Origin of the sequence: Flavobacterium mesophilum (genome assembly GCF_039581405.1) — a bacterium.
Taxonomy (GTDB): Bacteria; Bacteroidota; Bacteroidia; order Flavobacteriales; family Flavobacteriaceae; genus Flavobacterium.
In genome coordinates this window covers 338898-364476 of the sequence record NZ_JBCPXZ010000005.1, presented here as the reverse complement: position 1 = coordinate 364476, position 25579 = coordinate 338898, and the positions used below count along the sequence as shown (strand labels likewise).

Genomic DNA, 25579 nt, shown 5'->3' with positions numbered 1-25579 from the left:
GCTTGTGTTTTTTTATGTAATACTTGATTCCGAAGCCGATTGCTGTGAGCATCATCAGACCGATAAGGATGTTTTTTTTTTAAGAAACATTTCAGCAAATTCGCTGGGGATTCGCTTTACCATCACTTTCTGTATTTCGGCAACTGTGATCTGCTTGTTTTTGTCCAAGTCGAAAACGGGATTGGCCTTTGCGAGCCTTTCTGCTGAAATCGTTGCAGATTTGATCACATAGTCCAATGGCTTGTTTACTGCAGCAGGAAAGAAGGTAATCAGATACATATCTACAAAGCTGTCGGGCTTTGTGATGCCAAGACGCTTGTACCAAATCTTGTAGTACTTCTCAACATAATCCAGTTGTCTTATTGCTGTCATGGCGCGAAGCGCATCCGTGGTAGTTCCCATTTCCTTTGCAGCTGCGGCCCCGAATTGGATAAGTCCGGTATAGCCCAATGAGTTTGTGATGCTGGGTGAGAACGTTCCCGCTGTCTCGAAGTTGATCACGGCCATAAGCCAGTTGGGATTTACTGAAAGGTTTTTGGCGACTTGGACGACCTTGTTAGCAAAGTCTATTGATACTTGGTTCTGATATAGTAACATAAGTTTTGGTTTTATTAAAATTGCCTTTTGCCGTTCCTAATGGCGATGAACGGCAAGGACAATTCCACGCAATGAAATAATTGAGTTTAAATTTTTGCTTTTACGGCCTTTTTGCTGTCGTTGGCTTTCTTGTACGCATAGATTGCAGTCGCTCCTGCACCTAAAGCAAGCCATAAAAACCAATTTGTTCTTTTAAATACATTCTTTATAACAACATCATTTAAAGCATATCCGCTTTTGTCCATGTAAACAGTTTTCGGAAAAGTCGATGCTAAATAAAAAGCATCACCATAACCCAAATAAGTAACATTAACTAGGTCGTCGTTTTTGATGTTTAAAAGTGTAAATTTCCCGTTAGCATCGGTTTTACCTTTTGACACTTCATTAACCCATACGTTTGCATTTGCAATAGGATTTTTTGTTTCGCTATCTAGTACTATGGCAGTTAAATTCATAATCTAAGGTGTTACGTTCGTATTGCTTATATCGCGATAATTTGGATTTTCTTCGGGTGAAAAAATTACGGCTGCGAAATAACTGGCGGCCCAAATCCACAGTGTTGATCGTTTTTTTGAAACAGTTGGTATTGCTGTCTGTGTTTCTTCAGTTTTTTTTCCAGCCTGATTAGTCGGCAAGACCGTCGTAGTATTGTTTGTGCTGGTTGTATCGGTATCGTAAAAACTATTACATTCTTTATTTTCCATAGTTATAAGGCATAAGGATATTTCATTTTCAAGACTGCATAATCTTTCACGGATAATTCTTCTTTCAGCCAAGTCTTCAAATCCAGTTTCGGTAGATCAGAAAAAGGATTGAAATTGTATTGGTTTCCAGTTGTGGTGTTGTACGGCTTCTTTCCAAAAGCTTCGACTACTTGCGTAAATTGAGCCTGAGTAACTGTCTTAAGCGCTTCAAAAATTGCATCTTCCTCTGTACCGCTGTCCTTCATGGCTTCATAGAGGGTCTGGGCGATATTTTTAGCGCTGAATATAGGCTGAGGCGGTATATAGTCTGGGTTGCCTGTCGGGTCGAACTTCTCATCCTTATTTCTGAATATGAAATATAGAAGCAGGCCACCTGCAACAACTCCAGCTAATATTTTTGCGTTTTTTTTATCAGTGTCAGTCATTTTTATTTTGTTTTTTTATTGGAAAAATGCACCTCCAAGCAGAAAGGACAATTGCTGGATCTGGTCTTTTGTGAACTGGTTGTAAATCCATTCCTCCAAAGTGAGTTCTCCTGCCAATAAAGTTCCTCTGCGGTGTCCGAATGCATTGTAGACTCGAACAAATCCGTTATAGTTTAGTCCTGTAAGCTGGCTGGCTACATTTTCAAAATCATTAGAGACCCATCCAATCGAACTGTAGATTGCATCTGCTCTTGCTTTAGCCTGTGCAAGGCTGACATTTGCTGTGGGATAAGAACTGTTTTCCTTTCTTTTTATAAAACGATTGGTGTACTTGTAGTAGACAAAATAGCCTAATCCCAGCACCACAATTGTCTTGATCAAAAAAGGAATAACCTCCGTCGTTTTTTCAATGGCTTTTTCAGCTATAACCGGATTTCCTAATTTTGATTTTCTTTTTTTCATCTATAAAAATTGTTTCAGCATTGCGAATTTTATGTCGCTTGATAAATAGCTTATTGCTTTTTCTGATTCGACAAGCTTTAAAATACGCTTCAGCTGGTCGGTTGATAGCTGGTTTACTTTTTCAAGGGCATTTTTTCTTGTCAGAAGCTCCATTTCGGAACCTGCTTTGACAGTTACGTTAATTTGTGGCATAGCGTTCTACAAGGGTTTGTAATTCTATTCGAAAAGGTTCATTAGTCATAAGCGTACAGATGCGGCCTAAATAGTTTACTTGGCTCTCTGATAGGTGATCATTTATATATTCAATAAACTGGTCATGCGTATCTGAGACGCTTGGTGCAGATAATCCGGCAGGAACTCCCGCAGGAACTCCGCCTTTCATCGCGGCTATACCGGCCAATACCTCTGGTGCTTTGTCTATGATCGATTGAAAGACTGGGCTGTCCGCGAATGATCTGTTTTCAGCTTTGACCATCATGACCGCCATTTCTTTTTTCGATTCCGCAATTGCAAGATCAGCGCTTAGTTTTCGGTTGTCGATTTCAAGAAGATTGTACTTTTGCTTCAAATCTTTGTATTCTTCCTTCAATTCTGCCAATTGCTCTTTTTTGTCCTCCAGCTGGTTTGCTTTGACCTGCATTCCCAAGATTTCAGGAAAACCAAGGCCAAAGACATTATTAGCCATTGGAGATGCCAAAAAAGAAGGCTGTTGCACTGAAGGCGTAATAGGCTGTTCCTGAATTGCGGGAAGAGGAGTGGCATAATTCTCAGGCATGACTTCGATTTTGCATGAACCCTCTTTTTTGGAAGTTACGCCCTGCTTGACGCGCATTTCAATCCACACCAAGGTAGGTTCTGAAATCTGCCCCAAATTGAACTTGATAAAATGCTCTAGATTCTCGTTCGGGATATCCGACAAATAAATATTGTTCTTACCAACAGCACGGCCATTATCCTGATTGGTAATAGTTATAAATCGAGATTCATTTCCTTTAAGATATTGTATAATATTTGAAATATTACTCATAAGTATTGCGTGATTTGAGTTTTAAATGACAGATACAAAGCCTATGTATAGCATGCGTTTTTTGCTTTTGTCTTCTTCAAAAACGATCGGTACATTGCCTTGCAATACAAGAGGCGCAAAAACAGTATAAGTTTCATCCGGTAATAGAATCCTTCCATCGATTGTAACTGCTGCAGTGCCTTGATTCTGGAAAGTAGGGTTGAGCATTCCGTTTAATGAATATGCAGAATGATTGTCCTTTATCAAGACATTTCTAAGACTGCCGCAATGAAGCAATTTTGACATAGCGACCAATATTAGTTTTCAATCATGAACATTACCTGAATGACAACTTTTTCAGTAGGCGAATCAGTTGTAGCAACAACTCGAGCCTCGTAGGTTCTGCCTCCTGACAAGTTAAGAGGACGCATGCTGTCTTTGTATGTTCCTCCGCTTGTTCTTTCGCTGAAACGGACATCCGCTGCTCTGACTACTTCAGCGTTGTTCTGAAGCACAGAAAGGTTGAAAATCCTTGCCTCCGGATTTCCTGAAATAATAGCCGACATTGCTACTATATTTCCATCGGGAATCTGAACATTTTCTGAATCCTGTGTCTCTCCTGCCTCCAAAGTCAGAGTAGTAGTGATGTATTCGTATTTTTTTGTGTTTTCCATTACGATAAAAATTAAAAAGCCCTGCCTAATTAAGACAAGGCTTTTTTGGTTATACTATTTGGTTTAATGGTGTAAAAGGGTGCTGTTACGATTTGATGGTAGTCTGCAATCCGTTTAATCTGATGTACACATAGTGTTTGTCTGTCGTGTCATCCATTGCAACGTTAGGCGGGAATTTTAACTGGATTTGGATTGTTTTGTCATCCAATAACAAGCGCAACGATTTCAATTGCGTATATTGATCATTTGTGCTGTTTCCAGCTGCCAAATTGTGCAGATCAGAAACCGGCTTTCTCAATACTTCTTTTCCGTTTTGCGTGATAATGAACAAAGCGTTCAATAATGGTGCAGGCGCCGCAACATTGTACTTCAAGCTTCCTTCTTTTCCGACAGCGTTGTCTTTTGCATAACCAATAGATACTTGATCAAATACAAATGCCCTTCCTGTCTGCAAGATATTTTTGTCGAATGAACAGATACCGTCAATACGGTTTGTTGTCGCATCGATAAGGTCGATTGTGCCTCCTCCTGTAATCTGTTTTTTAAGTTCTAATGTCTGGTCTTCCAAAGAAGCTTTTCCGGCTGCCAAATCGCCTTGCAACTGTGCTGATAAATTAGCCGCTACTAATTGCAGGAAAGCTAATACTGTGTGAAAAAATGTTGAATTATACATGATTTTTATATGAATTAAAGGTTTTACTTAATTTAGTTATTGTGATAATTTTATAGATTAATTAGGTTGTTACACACCTGTAAATTGTGCCAGTTTTGCCGGTTGCTCTTCTTGGAAAGAATCTCTATCCCATAAGTCTGACGGACTGCCCAGCCATGGAGCCGCGACACCAGTTTCTGCTGCACCGGTAGGAACTAAAGCAGGTCTTTGAGTTGAAACAATTGCATTTACGAATTTGTTTGTAGTAGTCGAAGCTTCCTTCACGGGAACTGCATCTGCCAATGCGTCTGAAAGCTCGTCGTAAAGCTGTTTTGCGCCTAGGCCGATCAATGCGCTTTGCGAAGCCTGCCCCATAGTGGTTTTGCCGTCAACACATGCTGCGCCCAAAAGACCAACCGCAGCAAGAATGTATCTTTTATAGCTAGCCATTGAATCTGGTACTACTGCCGCAATACCGTCTCCAAGTTTAGCACCGATCACGAACGCACCACCAGTTACGGCTACAGATGCGATGTTTTTAGAATTTGGTTTTGTAAACATTTTTAATTGGATTAATGGTTTTTACTTTTTAATATTTGATTTTATGGCTCTTCACAGCAAAAACTTCGCAGCGACCAGTGCAACAGCGCCGATCGTCAATGCAGTTCCTGCTCCCGATTTAGCAGCAGTTGTCTCTGTCGTCGTCTTGCCGTCAGCTGTAGTCTTGGTTATTGTAGTGCTTCCGTCTGCATTTTTGGTAGTCGTGGTCTGAGTGCCGTTTGCGTCAGTTGTTGTGCTTGAAGTGCCTGAAGTCGGCTCTGCTTTAGGAGAAATTACGTTGTAGGAATCCCACTCAACGTCTGGGTTTGCCCAGCCAAAAACAGCGCCTGCACCATAGCCCGGCAATGTCACTGGAAGCTTTGCGCCTTTTTTCTTTCCAGCGGGAACCAGCTGGAAGTTTTGGGACTTGAATTCCTCAAATACATTCTTTCTAAGTTCCTCGACTGTTCTTTCTCGAAGTGCGTGGCCTTTGCGTGTACAGCTTGCATATTTTGATTGTTGGCCGTTCTTTGAATCGTTGATGTATGCCTGAGTCAAATACATAAAGCGGTCAAGATTTGCAGTTGATGGCTCTTTGTAGATTCCAGACCATTCCAAGATGAAAGGCATATCCGCCTCAACGTGGACTTTTGCTTTCTGCTCGCTGTATGATGCGCCCCAGCATGACAAGTCGAAGCCGTTTGCGAAAACCGCCCCAAATGTCTTTTCGATCGGCAATACGTTTTTCAATACTCCGATAGCGGCCCCGACATAGTTTCCAGATGCAACATCCGAAACAGCCGAACCAATGTTCACGCCACCGACTTTCAGGCCTCCAGAACTTGAACTCCCTGTATTGGTCGTCGTGACTCCGGTATTGATCAGCGCTGCGCCTAATCCGCTTGGAGCATATCTGCTGTCGCCATAAAATGAAAGTGAAGCTGCGGTACTGTAAGGGGTGATTGGCGCATTTAATGCGGGGCTTGCAGGAAGTTCATTCAATGCCTTTCTTAGAATTTCCCCCATATTCGGGTCGATTCCATTCTGCACATTGTATTTTACCAAATCAAGCATTTTGTTGGTGACATTTCTAGGGATTCCAATTTCTTCCGCATCATTTAAGAACCTGTGAAAGTTTGCAATTGTTTTGGAAAAAACTGCTGGCGCACCTAGACCAGTGTGTGCAATCGGCTTGCCTTGGCAGGCGCAGCCTAAACCGTTAAATTTAACGTACGGGGATGCTAGACCTCTGTGTTTCATGTTATAGTCGTGTTTTTGGGTAAATGCTACCTCTTTATTATCATGCGTAGTCGCATCAACTATATAATGAGCGCTTCCGTTTGGAATGACTACATAAACGTGCGACCATTGGCCAGCTTTCATGCCCGCCTGCTGTATCATCCTGAATGAATGCGGTATTTGCAGGTTCTGCAAAATTGTGCTGGCTAGTATTGAATAAGTCTTGCAGTCGAAGCCTTTTGCTCTGTAATGCCATGCGGCGCTTGGAGAATAAAGGTTCTGCATTCCTTCATCAATCTTATACTGAAAATGGCTGTACAGAAACTTGTAAACGTTGCCTGCCGTCTCCTTCAATGTCCTGCCTTTTAGAAGCGGTGCAGCCTTGCTCATTTGTCCAGCGTACTTCTCTGACCACTGCGCCATAAAGCGGAGCGTGTCGTAAGTGTTGCTGTTGTCTTCCTGCTTGTCGAAACTGAAATCGATTCCTTTGTATGGCGGTATAAGCTTCTCGTATTCCTTGCCTGATTTTAAAGGCCTGTAGCATGCGACATCAATAGGATTCATATAGTTGCTTTTTGAGGCATTTTTTGAGGCAGAAAGATTTTGATATGAGATTTCGTATCTTTGATTTACTACGATCCATAAAAATCGTTTCTGCCTGTTAACTAATTAACTAATCAAAAAATTACCATGAATTGAAGACCAAAGATGCATCAGGTTTTCGATTACAAAATCGGATTCTGTCGCTTTCTGTCGCTTTCTGTCGCTTTCTGTCGGATTCTGTTGCATTCTGTTGGATTCTGTTGGATTTTGTCGGATTTTTAGATTAAAAATCAACTGATTTTATTTATTTTTGATTCACCATTAAACCAACCGTTCTTATTTATGACCAGAAGCCTACTCCAACCAAAAAGAAAAGCAGAACTACAGGACTTGTTAAAAGGTTTCGGTCGTGAAACCGTTAAGAATACCGTTATCGAGGTCATTGTTGAGTTGCGAAAAGTTCCCAAAAAAGAAGCGCAGAACATCAAGACCGTTTATCCAGCCGAAGTGAAGGAAATACTTCATCGTTTTGATTATGAGTTGATAGAATCGTAAATTTCAAAAAACAGTGACATTATTTTGTTACAAAATGGAACTGAAAATTATCATTGCCGTTCTTAACTTTGCATTTTAAAAAGCAATGATGATGAAAGAAAGACATTTGATTACTAATACTCTCCAGTTTTACGCCTTTTGTCCTTCTGATATGGCAGAGGTAGCGTATTTTGATGACGGCATACCCGCAGGTTTTCCTTCGCCTGCTGATGATTTTCAGGAACTGACAATCAGTTTCGACAAGGAGGTTTTCGGCACATCGCCGTCAACTATTTTTTGTGCGCGCGTCAGCGGTTCGTCAATGGAGGGAGCCGGAATATCAAACAATGACATAATTGCTGTTGATCGTTCCCTGATTCCAGAGAATGGGGATATTGCCGTATGCCTCATTTACGATGAATTTACATTGAAAAGATTGCGTGTTGAAAAGGATTGTGTTTGGCTGTTGCCTGAAAATGATAAATTCCAGCCTATCAAGATTACTGACAATGAATCATTCCAGATCTGGGGGATAGTGATTAATACATTGAAGTTTCACCGTAACAGAAGATAAGATGTACGCACTGGTCGACTGCAATAACTTTTACGCAAGCTGTGAGCGTGTTTTTCGTCCAAAGCTTCGCAATAAGCCTATAGTTGTATTGTCAAATAATGACGGTTGTGTTGTAGCTCGCTCTAATGAGAGCAAAGCGCTTGGCGTTAAAATGGGCGTGCCAATCTTTCAGATCAATGATCTGGTTAAGCAGCACAATATCGTAGTCTGTTCATCAAATTATGTATTGTATGGGGATTTGTCAAACCGAGTTATGACACTTATAAAACAGTTTTCTCCAGATGTTGAGATTTACAGCATAGATGAGGCGTTCTTGAAATTTGATGGATTCAAATATTTCGATTTTAATAAAATCGGCCTAGAAATGCATTATACCGTTAAAAAAGGAATTGGGATTCCAATATCCATTGGATTTGCACCAACAAAAGCATTGGCCAAGGTTGCAAATAAGATTGCTAAAAAGTTTCCGGAGCGAACAAATAATTACTACATCATAGATTCTGAAGAAAAAAGAATCAAGGCTTTAAAATGGACTAAGATAGAAGATGTTTGGGGAATCGGCGGCCAATTCGCAAAACGATTAAAGTCAATAGGTGTTCATAATGCTTACCAGTTTACAGAACTTAACGATGCTTATGTGCGTAAATATTTCACAGTTGTTGGATTGAGATTAAAAAAAGATCTTCAGGGAGAACCAACAATAGATTTTGAAGATATCAAACCAAAGCAAAATATTGCAACAACTCGAAGTTTTGATGTTATGATGGAAAACAAAAATGATCTGCGTGAAAGAATTTCAACTTTTGCGACACTGGCGGGTGAAAAACTTCGTAAACAAAACAGTAATTGTGAACTGGTTAATGTGTTTATTTATACCAATAGATTTAGGAAAGATTTACCCCAGTATCACGGTTTCAAAAATGTAAAATTGCCATTTCCAACTTCATCGACATTTGAGATTAACAAATATGCTCAAATAGCCTTAAATTCGATATTTGAATCTGGTTACAAATATAAAAAAGCTGGTGTTATTTTAATGGGAATATCTCAGGATGAAACACAACAGCTTTCGATGTTTGAATATGAAAATCCAAAACATAAAGTTTTAATGAATGTACTTGATAAAATGAATTTGAAACTTGGTGATAAAGTAAAATTTGGTAGCCAAGACTTAAAGCGAAAATGGAAAATGCGTCAAGATAGTTTGTCGCCTTGCTTTTCAACGAATTTAAATGATATAATAAATGTAAAATCTAGCTAGTACCATGACAAGAAGTGAACTTAGAAATTTGTTAAGATCAAAAAAAGATAGAAATGAAATTTTGGGTCTTTTGTTTTTTTTGTTCTTAGTTTTAGTTTTTTTAATTTTTGCAGATAATTCAATTTTTCATAAAGTTGCATTCTATTTGCTATTATTTGAAATTTTACTTTGCATTTCAACTATTTATAAGCAGTACAATAATATTAATAGGTTTTTTGTTTTAGCAATCTTTGTGATTATCATTTTTCCACTTTCTCATGACATTCTATTTCAATCAACAAAAGGTAATTACACTTTTAGCGATGATTATTTAAGTTATACAAAACATCAAACGGCTTTATCGTTGCAAAGACATAAAACCGATAGTGTATTAATCAATATTTTGCATGATTTACCTAATCATTTAAAGAATATGGAATTCTATCAAATGACAGGTAAAAAGAAGATAATTTATAATAATGGTTATTTTATTATTGATTCTCATATCAGTTCTAATTCATTGGCTGGTGGTGGTCTTAAAACACCTGATCCAAGTATAGAATTTTATAACAAAGAATCGAAAAAAACTTCCTCATTAGTTTTATCATCTGGTACAATAAAAGAATCAATTAAAGAAAGATTAATTGAAAGAGAAAATTTAGAAAGGAAATATAAGAACCCTAAATTAGATCTTCATTTTTTCGATATTTGGTTAGATTCAATGACTATTTTTGTATTTAGTAATATTAAACCAATTGGAAGAATAACTCAACTAATTCAATTATTACAAGTTATTTTTTCCTTCTTCTTTGTTTATATGTTTTCAACATTTTTAGATAATTTTAAAGCATTAAAGATTACTAAAAAAGAATAATTATGTGCTTTTTCACTCAACAAAATGCGCCTGCTAAAAATGTCAAACAGCGATTTAATGCTGATATAGATAATGAAGAAAATTATCTACAGGCAAATGAACTCAATGGTTTCACTTTTCCAAATATCCCAATTATTTTAAATACAACTCCCAAATTAATCACAACAGATTTTACATGGGGATTACTACCTTTTTGGGCAAAAGCGGAAGAGTTTAGAAAAAATACTTTAAACGCAAGAATTGAGACTATCGATGAAAAAGCATCATTTAGAAATATTACTCAAAATCGTTGCTTAATTATCGCAACAGGATATTATGAATGGCACTGGAACGATTCTAAAGGGAATACAAAAGATAAATATCAAATTAATTCGCAGGATGATGAAATTTTCACCTTTGCTGGTTTATATACAAAATGGAAAAATCCTGTTACAGGTGAAATAAAAAATACTTACACAATGGTAACAACAGAAGCAAACGAACTAATGAGCAATATTCATAATCATGGTAAGCGAATGCCGATTATGTTAAAAAGAAAAGATGAAATCGCTTGGCTCGATTCTTCAATAAAAATTTCTGACTTTGCTTATCCTTATGAAGCAAATCTGGAAGCAATCAACCTAAACAACAACAGAAACTACGAACTATTCTAAAACCTGTATCATGGAGATCATAAATAATTTTGACGGCACAACAAATGAAGAATTTGTCCAAATCTTCAAAGAAGCATTATATTGCAGAATGGAACTGACAAACTACACATATCCTCATGAACTTTTTGATGAAGATTATGCTTTTGGAGAACATCTGGACAAGTGCTACAATATTTTATATCATAAAATTAATGAGCTAGCCGGAGCAGATTTTACAACCAAATGGGCTGAACGTTTGGCGATTGCGGAACAAGAAGAAAATGAGGCTAAAATTGAGGAAATCAAAAAAGAGCATTTCTCAAATGAAGATCGCCAAGCAGTTTTTGATAAAAAGAAAGAGGAAATATCACCAATGCTGAATGAATTGGTTGATAAATATTATCAAGAGGTAAAAATTACATACATTGATCTCTAGTAATGCAGATATATCAGCAGATCTTTTTCATCAGATTTAATCTCGATTTTTGATGAATCTGAAATTGTCTTTAGAATATATTCATCAACTTGCACTTCATTCAATGTATCATATTGAATCTCTGATTCAGTCTCGAAGAAGAAGTCAAAATAAGAAATGGTTTCGCTTACAGCTTTCATGTCTTCTTCCACAAAAGATTCAGGGTTGTCGATTTCTTCACCAAAATAGTCTATTGCAGTAAGGCCACGATTAATTAGGTTGGTTACAAAATCTATAGTAACCGGTTGGGGAATCGATACTTTTGCAGTGGATAATATTAGAGTGTGGCATTTCATAATGTAAATTTAATAAAAAAAGCCACTCGTTTTAAGTGGCTTGTAATAAATTTAGTCTTTCGATTTTGCGTTGTTTGTACTCTATAATTCTGTTGAGCCTTTCAATCTCTTTTTTCTGTTCTAAATGACTATCTAATGCAAAAAATAGAATTTCAGGTACGGTTTTTATTTTTTCTTCCTGCTGAACTTTTTCCAGCTGTTCACGTTGCTTTTTAGTAAAGCCTCTTATGTAAGTACTTTTTTTTATCATTTGATATTGAAATGTAGATTTTTTAAATGTAGTTGATGATTTCATGCAAACGTATGACGTTCACGTGAGATTCATTTTGAAGTCGAAAGAACCTTGCTTGATTTGGTAATTCGTAATTAAAATCTCTACTCGACGGTTTTTGATGTTTGCACGTTCACGCAGGAAGATCACATTGAGGCCACGTTTTTCAGCTTCAGCAATCACAAACGGATGATCAAATTCTGACATGGCCGATTTAATACCGCAATTAAGCATTATATCCAAACAATCAGTTGTGTCTTTCGCATTCCATTTTGGTACACGGTAATAGTGCTCAGTGCCAAAATAGATCGGGTCGAGATAAACGAAAGCCTCTTCTTTGTCGTTTAATCCTTTACTGAAAGAAATTGCTGGCAGAACTTCCCTAAAATCTCGGTTCATTATTTTTACGTTCTGCAATTTTTTAAACGTTTCATACATATTCTTTAAAATATTTGTTTTGGCATTGTCAAGTCCTGCTCGTAGTGTGTCGCCCTTTCCCATATAAGAGAAATTGGAGAGAAGCAAAAAACGCACAGCCTTTTTAACCGGATCTGTTTCCTGATTTTGTTTCCAGTATTTAATCAGACTTTCCGATATCGGAACTTTTTCAATTTCCTGCTTTAGGCATTCAATATCATTTTGGATCAGCATGTAAAGATTTGTCACATCATCATCAAGATCGTTTACAATAGCATATTTTGGCTGTGGCAAATAAAAATAGCTTCCGCCTGCGCCAAAAAACAATTCAATTCGCATGCGGTGTTTTGGGAAATATTTTGCGAGATCTGTTTTCATTCTTCTTTTGTTTCCTAATCTTGTTAAAATCATTTTATCGGCTTTTGGTTGATTCACGTTAACGTTAAATAAGGATGCTTTTTAACTGCTGGTCTAAGTCAGACGAAAGCTTGATCTTTACATTTTTGCTGAAATCTGTTTTTACAGGATTGTCATAAGTACAGCATTGTAATAATGTTGCAGCTTCACTTATAGTTAAATTTAAACTGTAGTTTTCCTTTCGGTTTTCAATCTTCGTTCTGAATTTATAGTACAATGCTCTAGCAATGTCAATTGAAATGATTGTATTTAGGAAGTCGTCTTTTATGTCAATTGCGGATAAAAGAGAGGCAAACATTCGCAATTCGACATTCAGCACTTCAAGTTCATGCCAGCTTATTTTTTTGATAGTTATTTTGTTATTCATGGCCGTTTGATTTGGTGGTAAAGAGTTCCATTTTCATAAAATTGATAAACTACAACTGTCTTTGCTTCTGCTTTTTTCTGGAAGCGTCTCAGCATGCCGTTTATGATCGTATCGCTTGGCTTTTTGTTCTGATCTATCGGAGAATACCAAGTGATATTTTTTACATTCGGTGGCATTAATGCTACCATTTTTATCTTCGATTTTTCTTGCTGATAGAATGGCATTACTTCGCTTTTTTAAGGGTTCTAAATGCTTGTCTCGAACGATGGTTCATTTTTTTGTAGTCAGCAAGGGCGATATTGCCGTTTTTGGCATAGATGATCGTTTTTCCGTTGTCAAATTCAAAAGGCTTCAAGCCTTTCTTTTCCTGAGCCTTGATAAAATCAAACTTGTCTTTCTTGTTTTGCCCTTTGATCTTTGCAATTTTCCAGTAACGGACAAGCATTTTCCATTTCAAGGTGCAGAAAAGAAAAATCAGCGTTGCTGCCATAAAGAAGTAGGATAGGTTGAATAGAAATTGTAAATACATGGTTTAATGGTGTTTAAGTTTTGTAATTATTGTTTAGCAGTTATAGTTTGTTGAAACTTTCAAAAGCCTGTCCGAGAGTGCTTGCAGATAATTTGCCGGCAAATTCTCGTTGACATAATCGATCAGTTCGGGCAATTCGATACGGTTTTTAAAGAATGCATTGATCTTTGCATCAAATTTTTTCGAATTGTTGATCTGTGTTTTTCTGATTGTAGATTTTTTGACAGCTGACTTGGCAAGTTTAGGCTTGTTTTCTAGGTATTTCAAATGGTTTTTCCAAGATTTGGCTGTGTATTCGAATCCGATTTCCTGTTTTTCAGTTCTCGTAAAGTCAAAATAGTCTGACGGGAACAAAGGATTTATCTTTGTTTTCAAAAACCATTTGTTAGCCGTGTTGATTCTCCAGATCATTTCGTCCAGCTTGTCGACCATCAATTGCTTGTTGTACAAAGAAATTGTGCCATTGTTGACTGTAAACAGTTTTTCTTCGTACGAATTGATTGCTTTTTTCCAAGAGCCTAGGTAAGGAGTGCGGCCCCTATATAGTTTAGCGGCATTTTTGAAAAATTCCTGAATTATAAGTGTCTTGAAATCCTCACGACTCATAGTTCCGTGTAATGCCTCTTTGTGCAGGATTCGCTTATCAAGACGCTTGTAGTTGTTGTACTGGCCGATTGTCAGGTTTTCAGCAAGAACTTGACTGGGTAGAATCGTGGATTCGAGTTTTTCGCTTAAAGTTTTTTCAATTTTAACATTTTCGCCGCCGCCCGTAGTTTGCAAATCTTTACCTTGCTTTGGGGTGTTCTTGTAAAAAACAAATGAAAAACCAGCCGAAGGCGTTCCTTTCCCAAGAAAATCGGCTTGTCCGTTTTCTCTATTCTTAATATTCCTTTTTAAGGTTCTTGTAACCTCATTATTATCTGAACATTCTTTCCTCTTTTTGAGGCTAAAGTGTTGATTTTCAGGAATTGTTATATTTTGGGTTTTCGCATCAAAAACGCTCAAAATTTGGCTTGATATGTTCATTTTAAGGCCTTTTTTGTGTCCTCTGAATAGATAATCCGTAAATACACCTGCTTCCTCTAATCGTTCGCGGTGCGCTCGAATTGTTTTGTTTGTAACGCTGATCGACGAGACGCCGTTTCGTTGCAGATTGGTGATGTGATGCGCATTGATCTCCATTTGGCGAACTGGTGTGGCTTCAGATATTCCTAATTTTATATACTCGCTTGTAGTCTTTTGGAGCTGCACTGAATAGGCATACAAAATCTGTTGAAAAACGATCTCTGTTGCATATTTTACGGTCTGGAATTTCTTTTTTTCCAGAACCAATCCTCGTTCATCGTTGAAGTCCTGTACTAGTTGATTATATTCTTTAGGTTTTTTGGCTGAATTTCGAGCCAGAAAAATGCGCGAAAATGAAATCTGAACCTCGTTAAGCGCATTCTCGTTTCTGAACCTTCTGACGCTGGCATTATACTTTTCGTTTTCCTCGTTAAGTTTGGAGATCAATTCATTGTAATGTGCAATGTATAGTCTGTAGTTGTCCATCGTTGCGGCAAAAGCTGACGAGTCTATAAAAGGGTGCACTGCCATGACTGGCGTATCATTTTCAGAAAGTGCTGGAATGATCTGTTTGTCTTGACGTGTTTTTTTATTGCTTCTGGTTTTGGCCTTTGATTTCGCGTTGACGTCAACGTCGACGTTGTTTCCGAATATAGTGCCCGAAAACAAGTTGCCTATGCTTTGAGGCTGTTGGTTGTGTGGTCGCATTGTGGTTGGTTTAATGGTGTGGTTAATAGTTCAGACAAACAGATGATTCGTCCAAATAGAGTGCATGGAAAAGCTTGTCGGGAATTTTAATCCAAACTCCGTTGTCAAAGAGTAATTCTTTCCGACTTCCTTCGCGCGTTTGGACATTTCTTTTTGCTGTTGGCTTGCTATTCTTGACAAGTTCAAAAACCAGTTTTTCGCTTCGGAGAAGGTTGGCGAGCCAATCCGCATAATATGCTGTATGAAGTATCTGCTGTCGCTCGGAAATAGAGATTCTCTTATATGAAAAATCCAGTTTATCTATTGATTCAGAAGTCAAAAATGGATGCAGTTTCCTAGAAACTGTTTTGACGTGCTCACCATTGACAATAAGGCGGATGCCTCGCTTCTGATCTTCCCAAGCAAAGTTCATAAGCTTGAAATTTTCCCAAACCTGATCCATTAGTTTTTGATTAAGGTGTAAACAGATCGCGCGATAATTTCCTCCTGAGTAAGGATTGAGTTCATGTCGGAATGAATCTTCTCGCAGATGGTTGAGACTTCTTCATTCGAGGTCTGGAACGAGTTGATTTCATTGTTGATGATCACAATAGCTTTGGGTGTCGCAATAAGGATGCATGCTATTTTGATGCGTTGCAAGAATTGAGCAAAGGACGTAGCCTCATACTGCTCAACACAATTAAATGTCGGCTTTTGCATAATTCGGTGGTTTAATGGTGTTATTATTAAATTGACGAAAGGTGGTTTATATCTTCCGTGGAATTCAATTTAGCAATTTCATTGGCGATCTTTCGTTTTTCTTGCTTCAGATATGTCAACGTTGGTCTTAATACTTCTTGGTCAGGAAGTTTTATAATTTCCTCCAAGCTTTCAATTCCCGTTTTGAAGGAATCGCTTTTCCTTATGAGTTCTTCTAATATCATGCCTAGAATTGTGATTTAAAAAAATTATGCAGAGGTCTTTTTTTGTGAATATTACACTTAGGGGTAAGAACGTATTTTGCCTCTGCATTTTTGATTGACCTTTCAGAACCGCTGTATATTGCATACAGCGGAACTTCTAGGGAATTATGCAAGTTTCGCTTGCTTCGAGGTATTGTGTTTCGCTTTAATTATTGCCATGCATTCTTCAATGGTCGGTTTTACCAAAGCGGGTTTTATTTTTTTTGGCCTTGTTTTTGCAACTGGCTTTCGCATCTTGTCGAAAGCTTCAGTAAATACCTGCATATCCTCCTCCGAAAAGGTGGCTATGATATTTAGAACTGAATTTGCAATTATTGACGACATAACTTATCTTTGTTGTAGCAGGGGTGGTTCCTTGCTAAATTATCCCATTCGCATCGAATGGTTTAATGGTGAAAAGGGGCGTGGTTGCCCCTTTTGTTGTTTTAAGGGTGGTTTAATGGCGCAAGATGATTTCTTATTTATACCTTCAAATTTTTAATTTTTTTCAATTTCCTATCTTCTTTAACTATTTCATTTACAAGGTAAATCGCTTTGATTGTTGCAACTGTGAATATGAAAACTAAGATTTCTGCGTAATTTTTGGTTATAAAATCCATAATTGGCATGATTTAGGCTTTGTTGATTTTGGTTCTGTACACAGCATTGTGGACTGTACTAGGTGAAACTTGGAATTGCTTTGCAACAAACTGCAGGCGCTCGTCTCTATTCTTAGATTTATCTGCTCGAACTAGCTTCCAAGCTTCTTTTATCTTAAGATTTCGATCTTGGATAAATTTATGTACGCTCATAGATATTGGCTTAAGAAAATAATTTGTTGTACTTTTCTACAGCAAACGTACATATATAATTTGAAATTACAAATATTATATGAATATAATTTCATATAAAATATGAAAAATAAACCTAAAATATTGATTATTAAACGTTTGTGAAAACATAAAAAATATGAAAAAAAATTATTTTTCTCAAAATATCAATTATTTAGTTGGAAAAAGTGGACTTTCGCAAGATGATTTTGGGAGTTTATTAGGATTAAAAAGAGGTGCTATAAATAATTATATAAATGAGAAGGCATTTCCTAAAATTGATACTTTATTGAAAATTTGTGATGACTACAATATTTCGTTAGATCAATTGATCAGGATTCCATTAAATGATAATGTCTCTTATCTGTCAAATGATGTCAATATCGAACATAAATTACCTGCGGGATTTGTTATGATTAGCGAAAAGCATTTAAGTCTTTTAGAGCACACCATAGATGATAAAAACAAGATTATAAAAGCTCTTGAGCTGAGATTAGGTGAGAATGATAAAAGTGAGACCGCATGATTCTATAATGTGGATTGTGCGAGATTAAGAGTGTAAATTAACTGAAAACAAAATAAGATAATATGAAAAAAACATTACTAATTGCTTTGTTATTTGTAGGGTTAAATTGTCTTGCACAAGGAACTACATCATCTGAATATGTTTATGCTTCTAAAATTTATGCTGATGCTATGAAGGTAGGAGCTGAAGTGGCGCCCGAATATAAAATAGAGCCAGTTTTAACGCCTAAACAATCTAAAACAATTGAGTCAATTGGAGGTAAAAAACAGGAGGTCGCGAGATATTCGTTTCTTTTTAAAATGATTAGAGTTGAAACAGGCAAAGTAGCCGCGTTCATTCTTCAGGAAAAGAGGCCGGATACTAATTATAGTAATTATTATGCGATTCCAAATAAGGAAGCGGCTAGCTATATTTGGACTCAGGCACAAAATGATTTTGCCAAAAGAGCGGAATCGAATAAGTGTGAAAATTCCGGTTCAGTTTTCTCTTATGACTGGAATTTAGTGAGGTATTTAGCAGAAGCTTTGAGCAATTAAAAGGTAATTTTCCCAGCCTACAAACGAGCCTGTAGGTGGTTTTTTTTGGAAAAACACAAAAATATAGGGGGTTGAAAAACAAGTAGTTATGTTTTTCAAAAGTACTAAAAAATGAGTTGGTAAAACTTAAAATCCAGTGAACAGCAATGTTCGTGCGGGTTCAAGTCCCGCTCTGAGTACTAAAGCCTCTTCTTTTGAAGAGGCTTTTTTTATTTCGTAAAACTTGCGTTTGATAAATTTACGAAGTAGATTTATTGAAAAATCAAAGAATCTTAAGATTCAGTAAATCTGAAATCAACAATCTAAAATCTAAAATTTGTAAATGGGTGCTTTTGTAATTAGCAGACGATTTAATGATGAGTATAAATTTACGTTTACCTCGCGAAAAGGGAAAGTGATTTTTACGAGTTTGAGTTATGAGTTGCGATTTGAGTGCGAAGAGGATATTGAAAAATTCAAAACGTCAATTGATCTTGCGAAGTTTTTGAAGTTCAAAGGTTCTGGTGGGAAGTATTTCTTTAAATTGATGTTGGGTGAGGTTCATTTTGCGACAAGCCGTAAATACAGTACGGAATTGCTTTTGCAGAAAGGAATAAAGGAAATTGTAACGTATGCGTCAAGGGCCGAAATTTTGGATTTTTCTTCAAATGAAGCGATTTTTGAAGACGAGGCGGTTGAGGAAGAAGAAGAGGTGTAGTAATGCTTGTGTATAATATGAAAAAAAAGTGTCTGCTTTCGCGGACACTTTTTTTTATGTGTTATGCCGATTTTGAAAATCGGCATAAAAAAAAACCATCGCTATGATGGTTTTAAAATTTTTAGAACTTAGGTTCTAATTATTTTTTTACTTCTTCTACTTTAGCAGCAGCAGAATCAACTTTAGCAGCAGCAGAATCAACAGTTGCAGCAGCAGAATCAACAACAGCAGCAGCTGAATCAACAGCAACAGCAGCAGAGTCTACAGCAGGAGCTTCAGCAGCAGCGTCAGCTTTTTTACAAGATACAACAGTTAATACAGCAACAACAGCTAAACTTAAAAATACTTTTTTCATCTTACTTTATTATAAAAGGTTAATTATTAATTCGTGGCAAAGATATAAATTTTTTAATATGTAAAATATTTTTTCACTTTTTTTTTAAAATATTTTCGTTGCTCACGATTATCTTAGTTATCAAAAAACATGCCAAAATACGAAAAAATTATTATATTATTGTATTTTTCGAGGAAATTATTTTTTGTTGCATAATCAGCAAAAAAATAAGGGGTACTTAATCGTTTGCTTGCGGTTTGTTTTGTTTTTTGTGAGATATTCTTCGGGCTGATAAGTTCGAAATTAGCTCTTTTAAGACGGTTTTTGGATTGCAATGACCTCCAAACAGGTTTGTGGTCTTTTAGACTGTTTCTGAAACGATTTGCATAATGCAATTTGTGGCTCCTTCATTATCACGAATAAAAGATTTGCATATTTGGCTTTTTTCTTCAAAATAGTCTTTGTCTGTAAGCAATCGGTCGAAAACCTGCTTTAATTCGTCATTGTTCGAAATAGAAATGCAACCTCCTAATTGTACTAATGAAACGGCTTCAGCGAAATTCGAATAATTCGGTCCAATTAAAATTGGGATTCCGAACGTAGCTGGCTCTAAGGTATTATGGATTCCTGGGTTTCCAAAACCACCTCCAACATAAGCAATCGTTGCGTAGCTATATATTTTGGTCAATAATCCAATTGTATCAACGATAAAAACATTGTAATTTGATAAATCACCAGCTTGATCTTTTTCTGAAAATAAAACGGTCGATTTTGTGATTTGGGTTTTTAAACTCGAAATTTGATCTTCTTTGATGTTGTGAGGCGCAATGATGAATTTTACATTCTCAGAAGCTTGGTTGATATATGCTGCAAGTAAAGTTTCATCTTTTGGCCACGAACTCCCTATGACTATTGTCGGGGTGTTGTTTTTGAATTTCTCAATAAAATCAACGTGATTGTCTCTTTCTAAAATTGCTGCTACACGGTCAAAACGCGTATCGCCAGAAACAATAACATTTTGAAATCCGATAGCTTCAATTTTTTCTTTGGATTTTTCATTTTGAAGAAAGAAATAAGTAAATGCTTTCAGTGCTTTTCTGTAGAAGCCGCCATACCATTTAAAGAACATTTGATTGTCTCTAAAAATACCGGAAATTAGATAAGTAGGTGTTTTGCTTTTTTCTAATTCTTTTAAATAGTTTAGCCAAAATTCGTATTTGATAAAAAATGCGATTTCTGGATGTGCTAATTTTAGAAACTTTTTTGCATTGCTTTTTGTGTCTAAAGGAAGGTAAACAGTAGCATCTGCAACTGTGTTATTTTTACGCACTTCGTATCCAGACGGAGAAAAAAAGGTTACAATAATTTTATGTGAAGGATATTTTTCTTTGATTTTTTCAATTACTGGAAGCCCTTGCTCGTATTCGCCTAAAGAAGCCGAATGAAACCAAATGGTTTTGTCTTCGGGTTTGATTTTTTCTTTTAAAATAGAGAAAACGTCTTTTCGGCCTTCGACAAAAAGCTTAATTTTCGGACTAAATAGCGCAACGATTCTTAAGAAAAATCCTGCTAAGTGCATGGCGAAATTGTATAAAAAAAGCATCTGATAATTTTTGCAGCTAAATTACATTTCTTTCGACTATTTTCATTGGTGTGAAGCTATTAATAACTATTTTTGTTCCTCCTTTTAGAGATTCTGTTAAAAAACAGGTCTTTATTTTAAATGTTATTCAAAATGAAAAAAATACAAATGGTTGACTTAAAAAGTCAATACGAAAAAATAAAATCTACTGTAGATGCTTCAATTCAAGAAGTTTTAGATACAAATACTTATATCAACGGACCTTTAGTTCACCAGTTTCAAAAAAATCTTGAGGATTATTTAGGAGCAAAACATGTTATTCCGTGTGCAAATGGAACAGATGCTTTGCAAATTGCTATGATGGGACTTGGTCTTCAGCCAGGAGATGAGGTAATCACTGCTGATTTTACTTTTGCAGCCACTGTTGAGGTTATTGCTTTATTGCAATTAACTCCGGTATTGGTTGATGTTGATATGGTAAATATGAACATCGACATCGATGCTGTTAAAAAAGCAATTACGCCAAAAACAAAAGCAATTGTTCCAGTACATTTATTCGGTCGCGCTGCCAATATGGATGCGATTATGGAAATTGCGGCCGAACATAATTTGTATGTAATTGAAGATAATGCACAGGCAATTGGTGCTGATTATATTTCTAAATCGGGAGCAAAAACTAAAGTTGGAACTATCGGTCATGTTGCGGCGACTTCTTTCTTTCCATCTAAAAATTTAGGATGTTATGGAGATGGTGGAGCAATTTTTACTAATGACGATAAATTGGCGCACATAATCCGCGGAATTGTAAATCACGGAATGTATGAGCGTTATCACCATGACGTAGTGGGAGTAAATTCTCGTTTAGATAGTATTCAGGCTGGTGTTTTGAATGCAAAACTACCTTTGCTGGATGAATACAACAAAGCACGTCGTTTAGCGGCAACAAAATACAACGCGGCTTTCGCTGGAAATAAACACATTATTACGCCAGATTTTGACGCTAATGAAAATGATCACGTTTTTCATCAATATGTTTTGAGAGTTATTGATGCAGACCGAAATGCTTTAATGCAACATTTATTGGATAAAGGAATTCCTTGTGCAATTTATTACCCGATTCCGCTTCACTCTCAAAAAGCATATTTAGATCCGCGTTATAAAGAGGAGCAATTTCCAGTAACGAATCAATTAGTTCAAGAAGTTATTGCTTTGCCAATGCATACGGAACTTGATGATGAGCAAATTAAATTTATTACGGACAGCGTAATTGAATTTTTGAAATAATAATACAAGCCAAAAAACAACAACAAAACAACCAAATAATGAAAGTATTAGTAACAGGAGGTTTAGGATTTATAGGTTCTCACACTGTAGTCGAATTGCAAAATGAAGGCTTCGAAGTTGTGATTATTGATAATCTTTCAAATTCTTCAGAAGATGTTTTAAAAGGAATTACAGCCATTACAGGCAAAACGCCTTTGTTTGAAAAATTAGATTTAAGAGAAAAAGCGTCAGTTCGTGATTTCTTTAAAAAACATAATGATGTTACGGGAGTAATTCATTTTGCTGCTTCAAAAGCTGTTGGAGAAAGTGTTGAACAGCCTTTATTGTACTATGAAAACAATATCAGCAGTTTAGTTTATCTTTTGCAAGAATTGCAGCAAAAACCAGAAGCTAGTTTTATTTTTAGCTCTTCTTGCACGGTTTACGGTCAAGCCGAAAAAATGCCAATTACAGAAGATGCTCCTGTTCAAGCGGCAATGTCTCCTTATGGAAACACAAAGCAAATTGGAGAAGAAATTATTACAGATACGGCTAAAGTGACTAATATCAGCGCTATTTTGTTGCGTTATTTTAATCCGGTTGGAGCACACAAATCTGTAGAAATTGGAGAATTACCTTTAGGAGTTCCGCAAAATCTAGTGCCTTTTATTACACAAACAGGAGTTGGTTTACGCCAAGAATTATCTGTTTTTGGAAATGATTATCCAACGCCAGACGGAACTGCAGTTCGTGATTATATTCATGTTGTCGATTTGGCAAAAGCGCACGTAATTGCTTTGCAACGTTTGTTAAATAAGAAAAATTTAGCAAAAGTCGAAACTTTCAATTTAGGAACTGGAAAAGGAAGTTCTGTTTTAGAAGTCATTCACAGTTTTGAAAAGGTAAGCGATAAAAAATTGCCATACAAGATGATGCCTCGTCGTGAAGGTGATATTACTGAGGCTTACGCAAATACAGATAAGGCAAATAATGTCTTAGGGTGGAAGGCTGAATTAAGTCTTGATGAAGCAATGGCAAGTGCATGGAAATGGGAACAAAAAGTGAGGAGTAAATAATTCGTTACTTTAAAATTATAAAATTTTAAGATCCCAAATTATAGCAATATAGTTTGGGATTTTTTTTAGCTGATAAATTATCATGAAACAAACTTTAGATTATAAATTGATTTTTGCTTTAGCGGCAGTTGGAATTGTTTGGGGAACAACGTTTTTAGGAATTCGTGTTGCAGTGGAAACGATTCCGCCATGGTATGTAACTTCAATTCGTCAAGGTTTGGCGGGTTTGATTATGATGACCATTTTGTTGTTTAAAAAAGAATTAAAATGGATTGGTTGGGGGAATTATAAACAACAGCTTATTCCGTCGGTATTGATGATTGTAATTGCGAATGGCTTTACGACGATTGCAGAGAAAACTGTGCCAAGTGGACTTGCGTCTGTAATAAGTGCCTTGTCTCCAATATTAATTTTTCTTGGAAGCATTTTGGTTGGATTGCAGAAAATGAGCTTTAAGGGATTTGTTGGAGTCTTGATTGGATTTTCTGGAGTCGTTTTTATCTTCAAGGACGGATTAGGGTCATTTTTAGATGCTGACTATAGAGCCGGAATGATGTTTATGGGATTTGCAATTTTAGCTTGGGCCATTGGAACAATTTATACTAAAACGCATGCCAATAAATCAAATAATATTGTGCTTAATTTGTTTTATCAATTTACATCTGCGTCTTGTATTCAGTTGGTTTTGGCATCAATTTTTTCGCCAAATCCAGATTTCAGTTCGTGGACTTCTAGAAGCATTTTAGCGGCTTTGTATTTATCGATTTTTGGATCTGTGATTGCTTTTTTCTGTTACAGTTACGCCTTGAAACATGTTACAGCGGTTCAAGTTTCTATTCTGGCTTATATAAATACGATAATTGCAGTTTTCCTAGGCTGGTTGCTTTTAGACGAAGTCATTACAATTGACTTTTTAATTGCTACGGCACTGATTATTCTTGGTGTTTTTATTGTGAATTACAAAAAGAGGGAAAATAAAGCTTAGATAAAATAATCATTTTTGATTTAATTATTTTTGTAAATTTGTAAGAATAAAAAGTAGGAATTATGGACTCGGACAAAGAAAATAAAAAAGATAATAAGGTTGAAGAACCTGCAACGGAATACGAAATCCAAAAACCGAAAAGGCAAGGTATAGATCGCGAGACCTTTGATTTTGATGCTGAGTTTGCTAAGGGATTAACTCTTGAAGAAGCAAAAGCGGAATCAATTAGAAGAATCCGAGAATGGTGGGGGAAATAGAAGTTGTTTTTACGCCAAAAGTGTTGGGTTTTCTAGATGATTTAGTAATTAAATTATATAAAAAAGAATATTTTGGATTTCTTGAATCTGCAGAAAATTATGTTTTAGTAATGTATAATGCAATTCCAGATAGAATAAAGAAGACAAAGCATAATCAAACACCTAATTCAATTAAATATTTAGGAGCGAATTATATTTTTTATAAAGCTAGTAATAGAACAACTTGGTATATCTTTTTCGAAAAAAGAGAAAAAAATTATTTGATAACAGCGATTGTAAACAACAACTCTACTGAAGTTGGATATCTATAAAACAAAATCCTCATAAACTGTTCAAAGTCTATGAGGATTTTTTATTTATCGAGTCAGTAACTGAAAACTACGACTGAAAACTAATTAAGCATTAGCAGTAGCAGCTTCTTTATCAATTTTATTGATCAATCCAGTTAAAACTTTTCCAGGACCAACTTCAGTAAACAAAGTTGCGCCGTCAGCGATCATTTGCTGAACAGACTGAGTCCATTTTACAGGAGCAGTTAATTGAATGATTAAGTTCTTTTTAATTTCGTTTGCATCAGAAACTGCATTTGCAGTAACGTTTTGATACACGGGACAAATAGGAGTAGAGAATGTAGTCGTTTCAATTGCAGCGGCCAATTCTTCTCTTGCTGGCTCCATCATTGGCGAGTGAAAAGCACCTCCAACAGGTAAAATTAAAGCACGTTTTGCTCCAGCAGCTTTCATTGCCTCACAAGCTTTTTCAACAGCAGTAGTTTCTCCAGAAATTACCAATTGACCTGGGCAGTTGTAGTTTGCAGCAACCACAACACCGTCGATAGAAGCACAAACTTCTTCAACAACATTGTCAGCTAAACCTAAAACCGCAGCCATTGTAGACGGAGTGATTTCGCAAGCTTTTTGCATAGCCAAAGCACGTTGAGAAACCAATTTAAGACCATCTTCAAAAGATAAAGTTCCGTTTGCAACTAAAGCAGAGAATTCTCCTAAAGAGTGTCCTGCAACCATTTCCGGTTTGAAATCTTCTAAAGTTTTAGCTAAAATAACAGAGTGTAAAAATACAGCTGGTTGCGTTACTTTAGTTTCTTTTAGTTCTTCGGCAGTGCCTTCAAACATGATATCTGTAATTCTGAAACCTAATATTTCATTAGCTTTTTCGAATAATTCTTTGGCTAAAGCCGAATTTTCATAAAGGTCTTTACCCATTCCTGTGAATTGTGCACCTTGACCCGGAAATACGAATGCTTTCATTTGTCTAACTTGTTTTTTATTTTTTTTGAAATTGAAAATTAGC

General features: G+C 36.3%; 40 protein-coding genes. 15 read left to right on the top strand and 25 right to left on the bottom strand.

Going from position 1 to position 25579, the window contains the following annotated elements:
* Nucleotides 1-54: 54 nt before the first annotated feature.
* The 12 genes from AAYQ19_RS17260 to AAYQ19_RS17205 form a co-directional block, all read right to left on the bottom strand.
* Nucleotides 55-597 carry a hypothetical protein gene (locus AAYQ19_RS17260; RefSeq protein ID WP_343537935.1) on the bottom strand — a complete coding sequence of 181 codons (543 nt, stop codon included), beginning with the start codon at nucleotides 595-597 and terminating at the stop codon, nucleotides 55-57.
* Between the two features lie 86 nt (nucleotides 598-683).
* A complete protein-coding gene (locus AAYQ19_RS17255; RefSeq protein ID WP_343537934.1) occupies nucleotides 684-1052 on the bottom strand; it encodes a carboxypeptidase-like regulatory domain-containing protein in 369 nt (122 codons plus the stop codon).
* Between the two features lie 3 nt (nucleotides 1053-1055).
* Complete coding sequence (locus AAYQ19_RS17250; RefSeq protein WP_343537932.1) at nucleotides 1056-1301, bottom strand: hypothetical protein; 246 nt, start codon at nucleotides 1299-1301, stop codon at nucleotides 1056-1058.
* A 2-nt stretch (nucleotides 1302-1303) separates the two neighbouring features.
* Nucleotides 1304-1726, bottom strand: a complete 423-nt coding sequence (locus AAYQ19_RS17245; protein ID WP_343537931.1) for a hypothetical protein — start codon at nucleotides 1724-1726, stop codon at nucleotides 1304-1306.
* A gap of 15 nt (nucleotides 1727-1741) precedes the next feature.
* A complete protein-coding gene (locus AAYQ19_RS17240) occupies nucleotides 1742-2188 on the bottom strand; it encodes a hypothetical protein (RefSeq protein WP_343537930.1) in 447 nt (148 codons plus the stop codon).
* Nucleotides 2189-2380: a hypothetical protein gene (locus AAYQ19_RS17235; protein WP_343537929.1), complete on the bottom strand. Its 192-nt coding sequence runs from the start codon at nucleotides 2378-2380 to the stop codon at nucleotides 2189-2191. It abuts the gene before it with no gap.
* Nucleotides 2367-3215, bottom strand: a complete 849-nt coding sequence (locus AAYQ19_RS17230; protein ID WP_343537928.1) for a hypothetical protein — start codon at nucleotides 3213-3215, stop codon at nucleotides 2367-2369. The genes AAYQ19_RS17235 and AAYQ19_RS17230 overlap by 14 nt, the downstream gene beginning before the upstream one ends.
* A gap of 21 nt (nucleotides 3216-3236) precedes the next feature.
* Nucleotides 3237-3500 (bottom strand): hypothetical protein, encoded by a 264-nt coding sequence (locus tag AAYQ19_RS17225; protein WP_343537927.1) that lies wholly within the window; start codon nucleotides 3498-3500, stop codon nucleotides 3237-3239.
* 11 nt (nucleotides 3501-3511) lie between these two features.
* Nucleotides 3512-3868 (bottom strand): hypothetical protein, encoded by a 357-nt coding sequence (locus AAYQ19_RS17220; protein WP_343537926.1) that lies wholly within the window; start codon nucleotides 3866-3868, stop codon nucleotides 3512-3514.
* A gap of 85 nt (nucleotides 3869-3953) precedes the next feature.
* Complete coding sequence (locus tag AAYQ19_RS17215) at nucleotides 3954-4541, bottom strand: hypothetical protein (RefSeq protein WP_343537925.1); 588 nt, start codon at nucleotides 4539-4541, stop codon at nucleotides 3954-3956.
* Between the two features lie 69 nt (nucleotides 4542-4610).
* On the bottom strand, nucleotides 4611-5081 hold the full coding sequence (locus AAYQ19_RS17210) for a hypothetical protein (protein ID WP_343537923.1): 471 nt from the start codon (nucleotides 5079-5081) through the stop codon (nucleotides 4611-4613).
* A gap of 51 nt (nucleotides 5082-5132) precedes the next feature.
* Complete coding sequence (locus AAYQ19_RS17205; protein ID WP_343537922.1) at nucleotides 5133-6863, bottom strand: hypothetical protein; 1731 nt, start codon at nucleotides 6861-6863, stop codon at nucleotides 5133-5135.
* A 321-nt stretch (nucleotides 6864-7184) separates the two neighbouring features.
* Between AAYQ19_RS17205 and AAYQ19_RS17200 the strand changes: the two genes are divergently transcribed.
* The 6 genes from AAYQ19_RS17200 (at nucleotide 7185) to AAYQ19_RS17175 (ending at nucleotide 11132) form a co-directional block, all read left to right on the top strand.
* Nucleotides 7185-7397, top strand: a complete 213-nt coding sequence (locus AAYQ19_RS17200; RefSeq protein WP_343537921.1) for a hypothetical protein — start codon at nucleotides 7185-7187, stop codon at nucleotides 7395-7397.
* A gap of 91 nt (nucleotides 7398-7488) precedes the next feature.
* Complete coding sequence (locus AAYQ19_RS17195; protein ID WP_343537920.1) at nucleotides 7489-7950, top strand: LexA family protein; 462 nt, start codon at nucleotides 7489-7491, stop codon at nucleotides 7948-7950.
* Nucleotide 7951: 1 nt separating this feature from the next.
* Entirely contained in the window at nucleotides 7952-9211 is a 1260-nt protein-coding gene (locus AAYQ19_RS17190) for a Y-family DNA polymerase (RefSeq protein WP_343537919.1), read from the top strand.
* 4 nt (nucleotides 9212-9215) lie between these two features.
* Complete coding sequence (locus tag AAYQ19_RS17185) at nucleotides 9216-10064, top strand: hypothetical protein (RefSeq protein WP_343537918.1); 849 nt, start codon at nucleotides 9216-9218, stop codon at nucleotides 10062-10064.
* Nucleotides 10065-10066: 2 nt separating this feature from the next.
* A complete protein-coding gene (locus AAYQ19_RS17180) occupies nucleotides 10067-10717 on the top strand; it encodes an SOS response-associated peptidase (protein ID WP_343537917.1) in 651 nt (216 codons plus the stop codon).
* Between the two features lie 10 nt (nucleotides 10718-10727).
* The gene (locus AAYQ19_RS17175) at nucleotides 10728-11132 is read left to right on the top strand and encodes a hypothetical protein (protein WP_343537916.1); all 405 of its coding nucleotides are present in this window, start codon (nucleotides 10728-10730) and stop codon (nucleotides 11130-11132) included.
* On the opposite strand, the gene AAYQ19_RS17170 is transcribed toward AAYQ19_RS17175, so the two are convergent.
* The 9 genes from AAYQ19_RS17170 to AAYQ19_RS17130 form a co-directional block, all read right to left on the bottom strand.
* The gene (locus tag AAYQ19_RS17170; RefSeq protein ID WP_343537915.1) at nucleotides 11129-11467 is read right to left on the bottom strand and encodes a hypothetical protein; all 339 of its coding nucleotides are present in this window, start codon (nucleotides 11465-11467) and stop codon (nucleotides 11129-11131) included. The two genes, AAYQ19_RS17175 and AAYQ19_RS17170, sit on opposite strands and share 4 nt — an antisense overlap.
* A gap of 31 nt (nucleotides 11468-11498) precedes the next feature.
* Entirely contained in the window at nucleotides 11499-11762 is a 264-nt protein-coding gene (locus AAYQ19_RS17165; RefSeq protein WP_343537914.1) for a hypothetical protein, read from the bottom strand.
* 15 nt (nucleotides 11763-11777) lie between these two features.
* The gene (locus tag AAYQ19_RS17160; RefSeq protein ID WP_343537913.1) at nucleotides 11778-12566 is read right to left on the bottom strand and encodes a DNA adenine methylase; all 789 of its coding nucleotides are present in this window, start codon (nucleotides 12564-12566) and stop codon (nucleotides 11778-11780) included.
* Nucleotides 12567-12597: 31 nt separating this feature from the next.
* Complete coding sequence (locus AAYQ19_RS17155; RefSeq protein WP_343537912.1) at nucleotides 12598-12939, bottom strand: hypothetical protein; 342 nt, start codon at nucleotides 12937-12939, stop codon at nucleotides 12598-12600.
* On the bottom strand, nucleotides 12936-13163 hold the full coding sequence (locus tag AAYQ19_RS17150; protein ID WP_343537911.1) for a hypothetical protein: 228 nt from the start codon (nucleotides 13161-13163) through the stop codon (nucleotides 12936-12938). The genes AAYQ19_RS17155 and AAYQ19_RS17150 overlap by 4 nt, the downstream gene beginning before the upstream one ends.
* Nucleotides 13163-13468, bottom strand: coding sequence for a hypothetical protein (locus tag AAYQ19_RS17145; RefSeq protein WP_343537909.1), 306 nt, complete (start codon nucleotides 13466-13468; stop codon nucleotides 13163-13165). The genes AAYQ19_RS17150 and AAYQ19_RS17145 overlap by 1 nt, the downstream gene beginning before the upstream one ends.
* A gap of 33 nt (nucleotides 13469-13501) precedes the next feature.
* Nucleotides 13502-15241: a hypothetical protein gene (locus AAYQ19_RS17140; RefSeq protein ID WP_343537908.1), complete on the bottom strand. Its 1740-nt coding sequence runs from the start codon at nucleotides 15239-15241 to the stop codon at nucleotides 13502-13504.
* Nucleotides 15242-15263: 22 nt separating this feature from the next.
* Complete coding sequence (locus AAYQ19_RS17135; protein WP_343537907.1) at nucleotides 15264-15683, bottom strand: hypothetical protein; 420 nt, start codon at nucleotides 15681-15683, stop codon at nucleotides 15264-15266.
* A 283-nt stretch (nucleotides 15684-15966) separates the two neighbouring features.
* On the bottom strand, nucleotides 15967-16164 hold the full coding sequence (locus AAYQ19_RS17130) for a hypothetical protein (RefSeq protein ID WP_343537906.1): 198 nt from the start codon (nucleotides 16162-16164) through the stop codon (nucleotides 15967-15969).
* Between the two features lie 196 nt (nucleotides 16165-16360).
* On the opposite strand from AAYQ19_RS17130, the gene AAYQ19_RS17125 reads away from it, so the two are divergent.
* Nucleotides 16361-16684 carry a hypothetical protein gene (locus tag AAYQ19_RS17125; RefSeq protein ID WP_343537905.1) on the top strand — a complete coding sequence of 108 codons (324 nt, stop codon included), beginning with the start codon at nucleotides 16361-16363 and terminating at the stop codon, nucleotides 16682-16684.
* A 130-nt stretch (nucleotides 16685-16814) separates the two neighbouring features.
* Here AAYQ19_RS17125 and AAYQ19_RS17120 read toward each other — a convergent pair whose 3' ends face one another.
* Nucleotides 16815-16994, bottom strand: a complete 180-nt coding sequence (locus tag AAYQ19_RS17120) for an IS630 transposase-related protein (protein ID WP_343537903.1) — start codon at nucleotides 16992-16994, stop codon at nucleotides 16815-16817.
* Nucleotides 16995-17151: 157 nt separating this feature from the next.
* Between AAYQ19_RS17120 and AAYQ19_RS17115 the strand changes: the two genes are divergently transcribed.
* From AAYQ19_RS17115 to AAYQ19_RS17105, 3 genes are all read left to right on the top strand, one after another.
* Nucleotides 17152-17538 carry a helix-turn-helix domain-containing protein gene (locus tag AAYQ19_RS17115; protein ID WP_343537902.1) on the top strand — a complete coding sequence of 129 codons (387 nt, stop codon included), beginning with the start codon at nucleotides 17152-17154 and terminating at the stop codon, nucleotides 17536-17538.
* Nucleotides 17539-17600: 62 nt separating this feature from the next.
* The gene (locus tag AAYQ19_RS17110; protein ID WP_343537901.1) at nucleotides 17601-18074 is read left to right on the top strand and encodes a hypothetical protein; all 474 of its coding nucleotides are present in this window, start codon (nucleotides 17601-17603) and stop codon (nucleotides 18072-18074) included.
* A gap of 322 nt (nucleotides 18075-18396) precedes the next feature.
* Nucleotides 18397-18771: a DUF1508 domain-containing protein gene (locus AAYQ19_RS17105; protein ID WP_343537900.1), complete on the top strand. Its 375-nt coding sequence runs from the start codon at nucleotides 18397-18399 to the stop codon at nucleotides 18769-18771.
* Nucleotides 18772-18910: 139 nt separating this feature from the next.
* Here AAYQ19_RS17105 and AAYQ19_RS17100 read toward each other — a convergent pair whose 3' ends face one another.
* The gene (locus AAYQ19_RS17100) at nucleotides 18911-19126 is read right to left on the bottom strand and encodes a PG1828 family lipoprotein (RefSeq protein WP_109191883.1); all 216 of its coding nucleotides are present in this window, start codon (nucleotides 19124-19126) and stop codon (nucleotides 18911-18913) included.
* 340 nt (nucleotides 19127-19466) lie between these two features.
* Entirely contained in the window at nucleotides 19467-20708 is a 1242-nt protein-coding gene (locus AAYQ19_RS17095; RefSeq protein ID WP_343537897.1) for a 3-deoxy-D-manno-octulosonic acid transferase, read from the bottom strand.
* 132 nt (nucleotides 20709-20840) lie between these two features.
* On the opposite strand from AAYQ19_RS17095, the gene AAYQ19_RS17090 reads away from it, so the two are divergent.
* The 5 genes from AAYQ19_RS17090 to AAYQ19_RS17070 all read left to right on the top strand — a co-directional run bounded on the left by AAYQ19_RS17090 (nucleotide 20841) and on the right by AAYQ19_RS17070 (nucleotide 24579).
* Entirely contained in the window at nucleotides 20841-21971 is a 1131-nt protein-coding gene (locus tag AAYQ19_RS17090) for a DegT/DnrJ/EryC1/StrS family aminotransferase (RefSeq protein ID WP_343537896.1), read from the top strand.
* Nucleotides 21972-22009: 38 nt separating this feature from the next.
* Entirely contained in the window at nucleotides 22010-23026 is a 1017-nt protein-coding gene (gene galE, locus AAYQ19_RS17085; protein WP_343537895.1) for a UDP-glucose 4-epimerase GalE, read from the top strand.
* Between the two features lie 82 nt (nucleotides 23027-23108).
* A complete protein-coding gene (locus AAYQ19_RS17080; RefSeq protein ID WP_343537894.1) occupies nucleotides 23109-24011 on the top strand; it encodes a DMT family transporter in 903 nt (300 codons plus the stop codon).
* Between the two features lie 62 nt (nucleotides 24012-24073).
* Nucleotides 24074-24268 (top strand): hypothetical protein, encoded by a 195-nt coding sequence (locus AAYQ19_RS17075; RefSeq protein WP_343537892.1) that lies wholly within the window; start codon nucleotides 24074-24076, stop codon nucleotides 24266-24268.
* Nucleotides 24253-24579, top strand: coding sequence for a hypothetical protein (locus AAYQ19_RS17070; protein WP_343537890.1), 327 nt, complete (start codon nucleotides 24253-24255; stop codon nucleotides 24577-24579). The genes AAYQ19_RS17075 and AAYQ19_RS17070 overlap by 16 nt, the downstream gene beginning before the upstream one ends.
* Nucleotides 24580-24663: 84 nt before the next feature.
* Here AAYQ19_RS17070 and fabD read toward each other — a convergent pair whose 3' ends face one another.
* Entirely contained in the window at nucleotides 24664-25536 is an 873-nt protein-coding gene (gene fabD / locus AAYQ19_RS17065; RefSeq protein WP_343537888.1) for an ACP S-malonyltransferase, read from the bottom strand.
* Nucleotides 25537-25579: the final 43 nt, after the last annotated feature.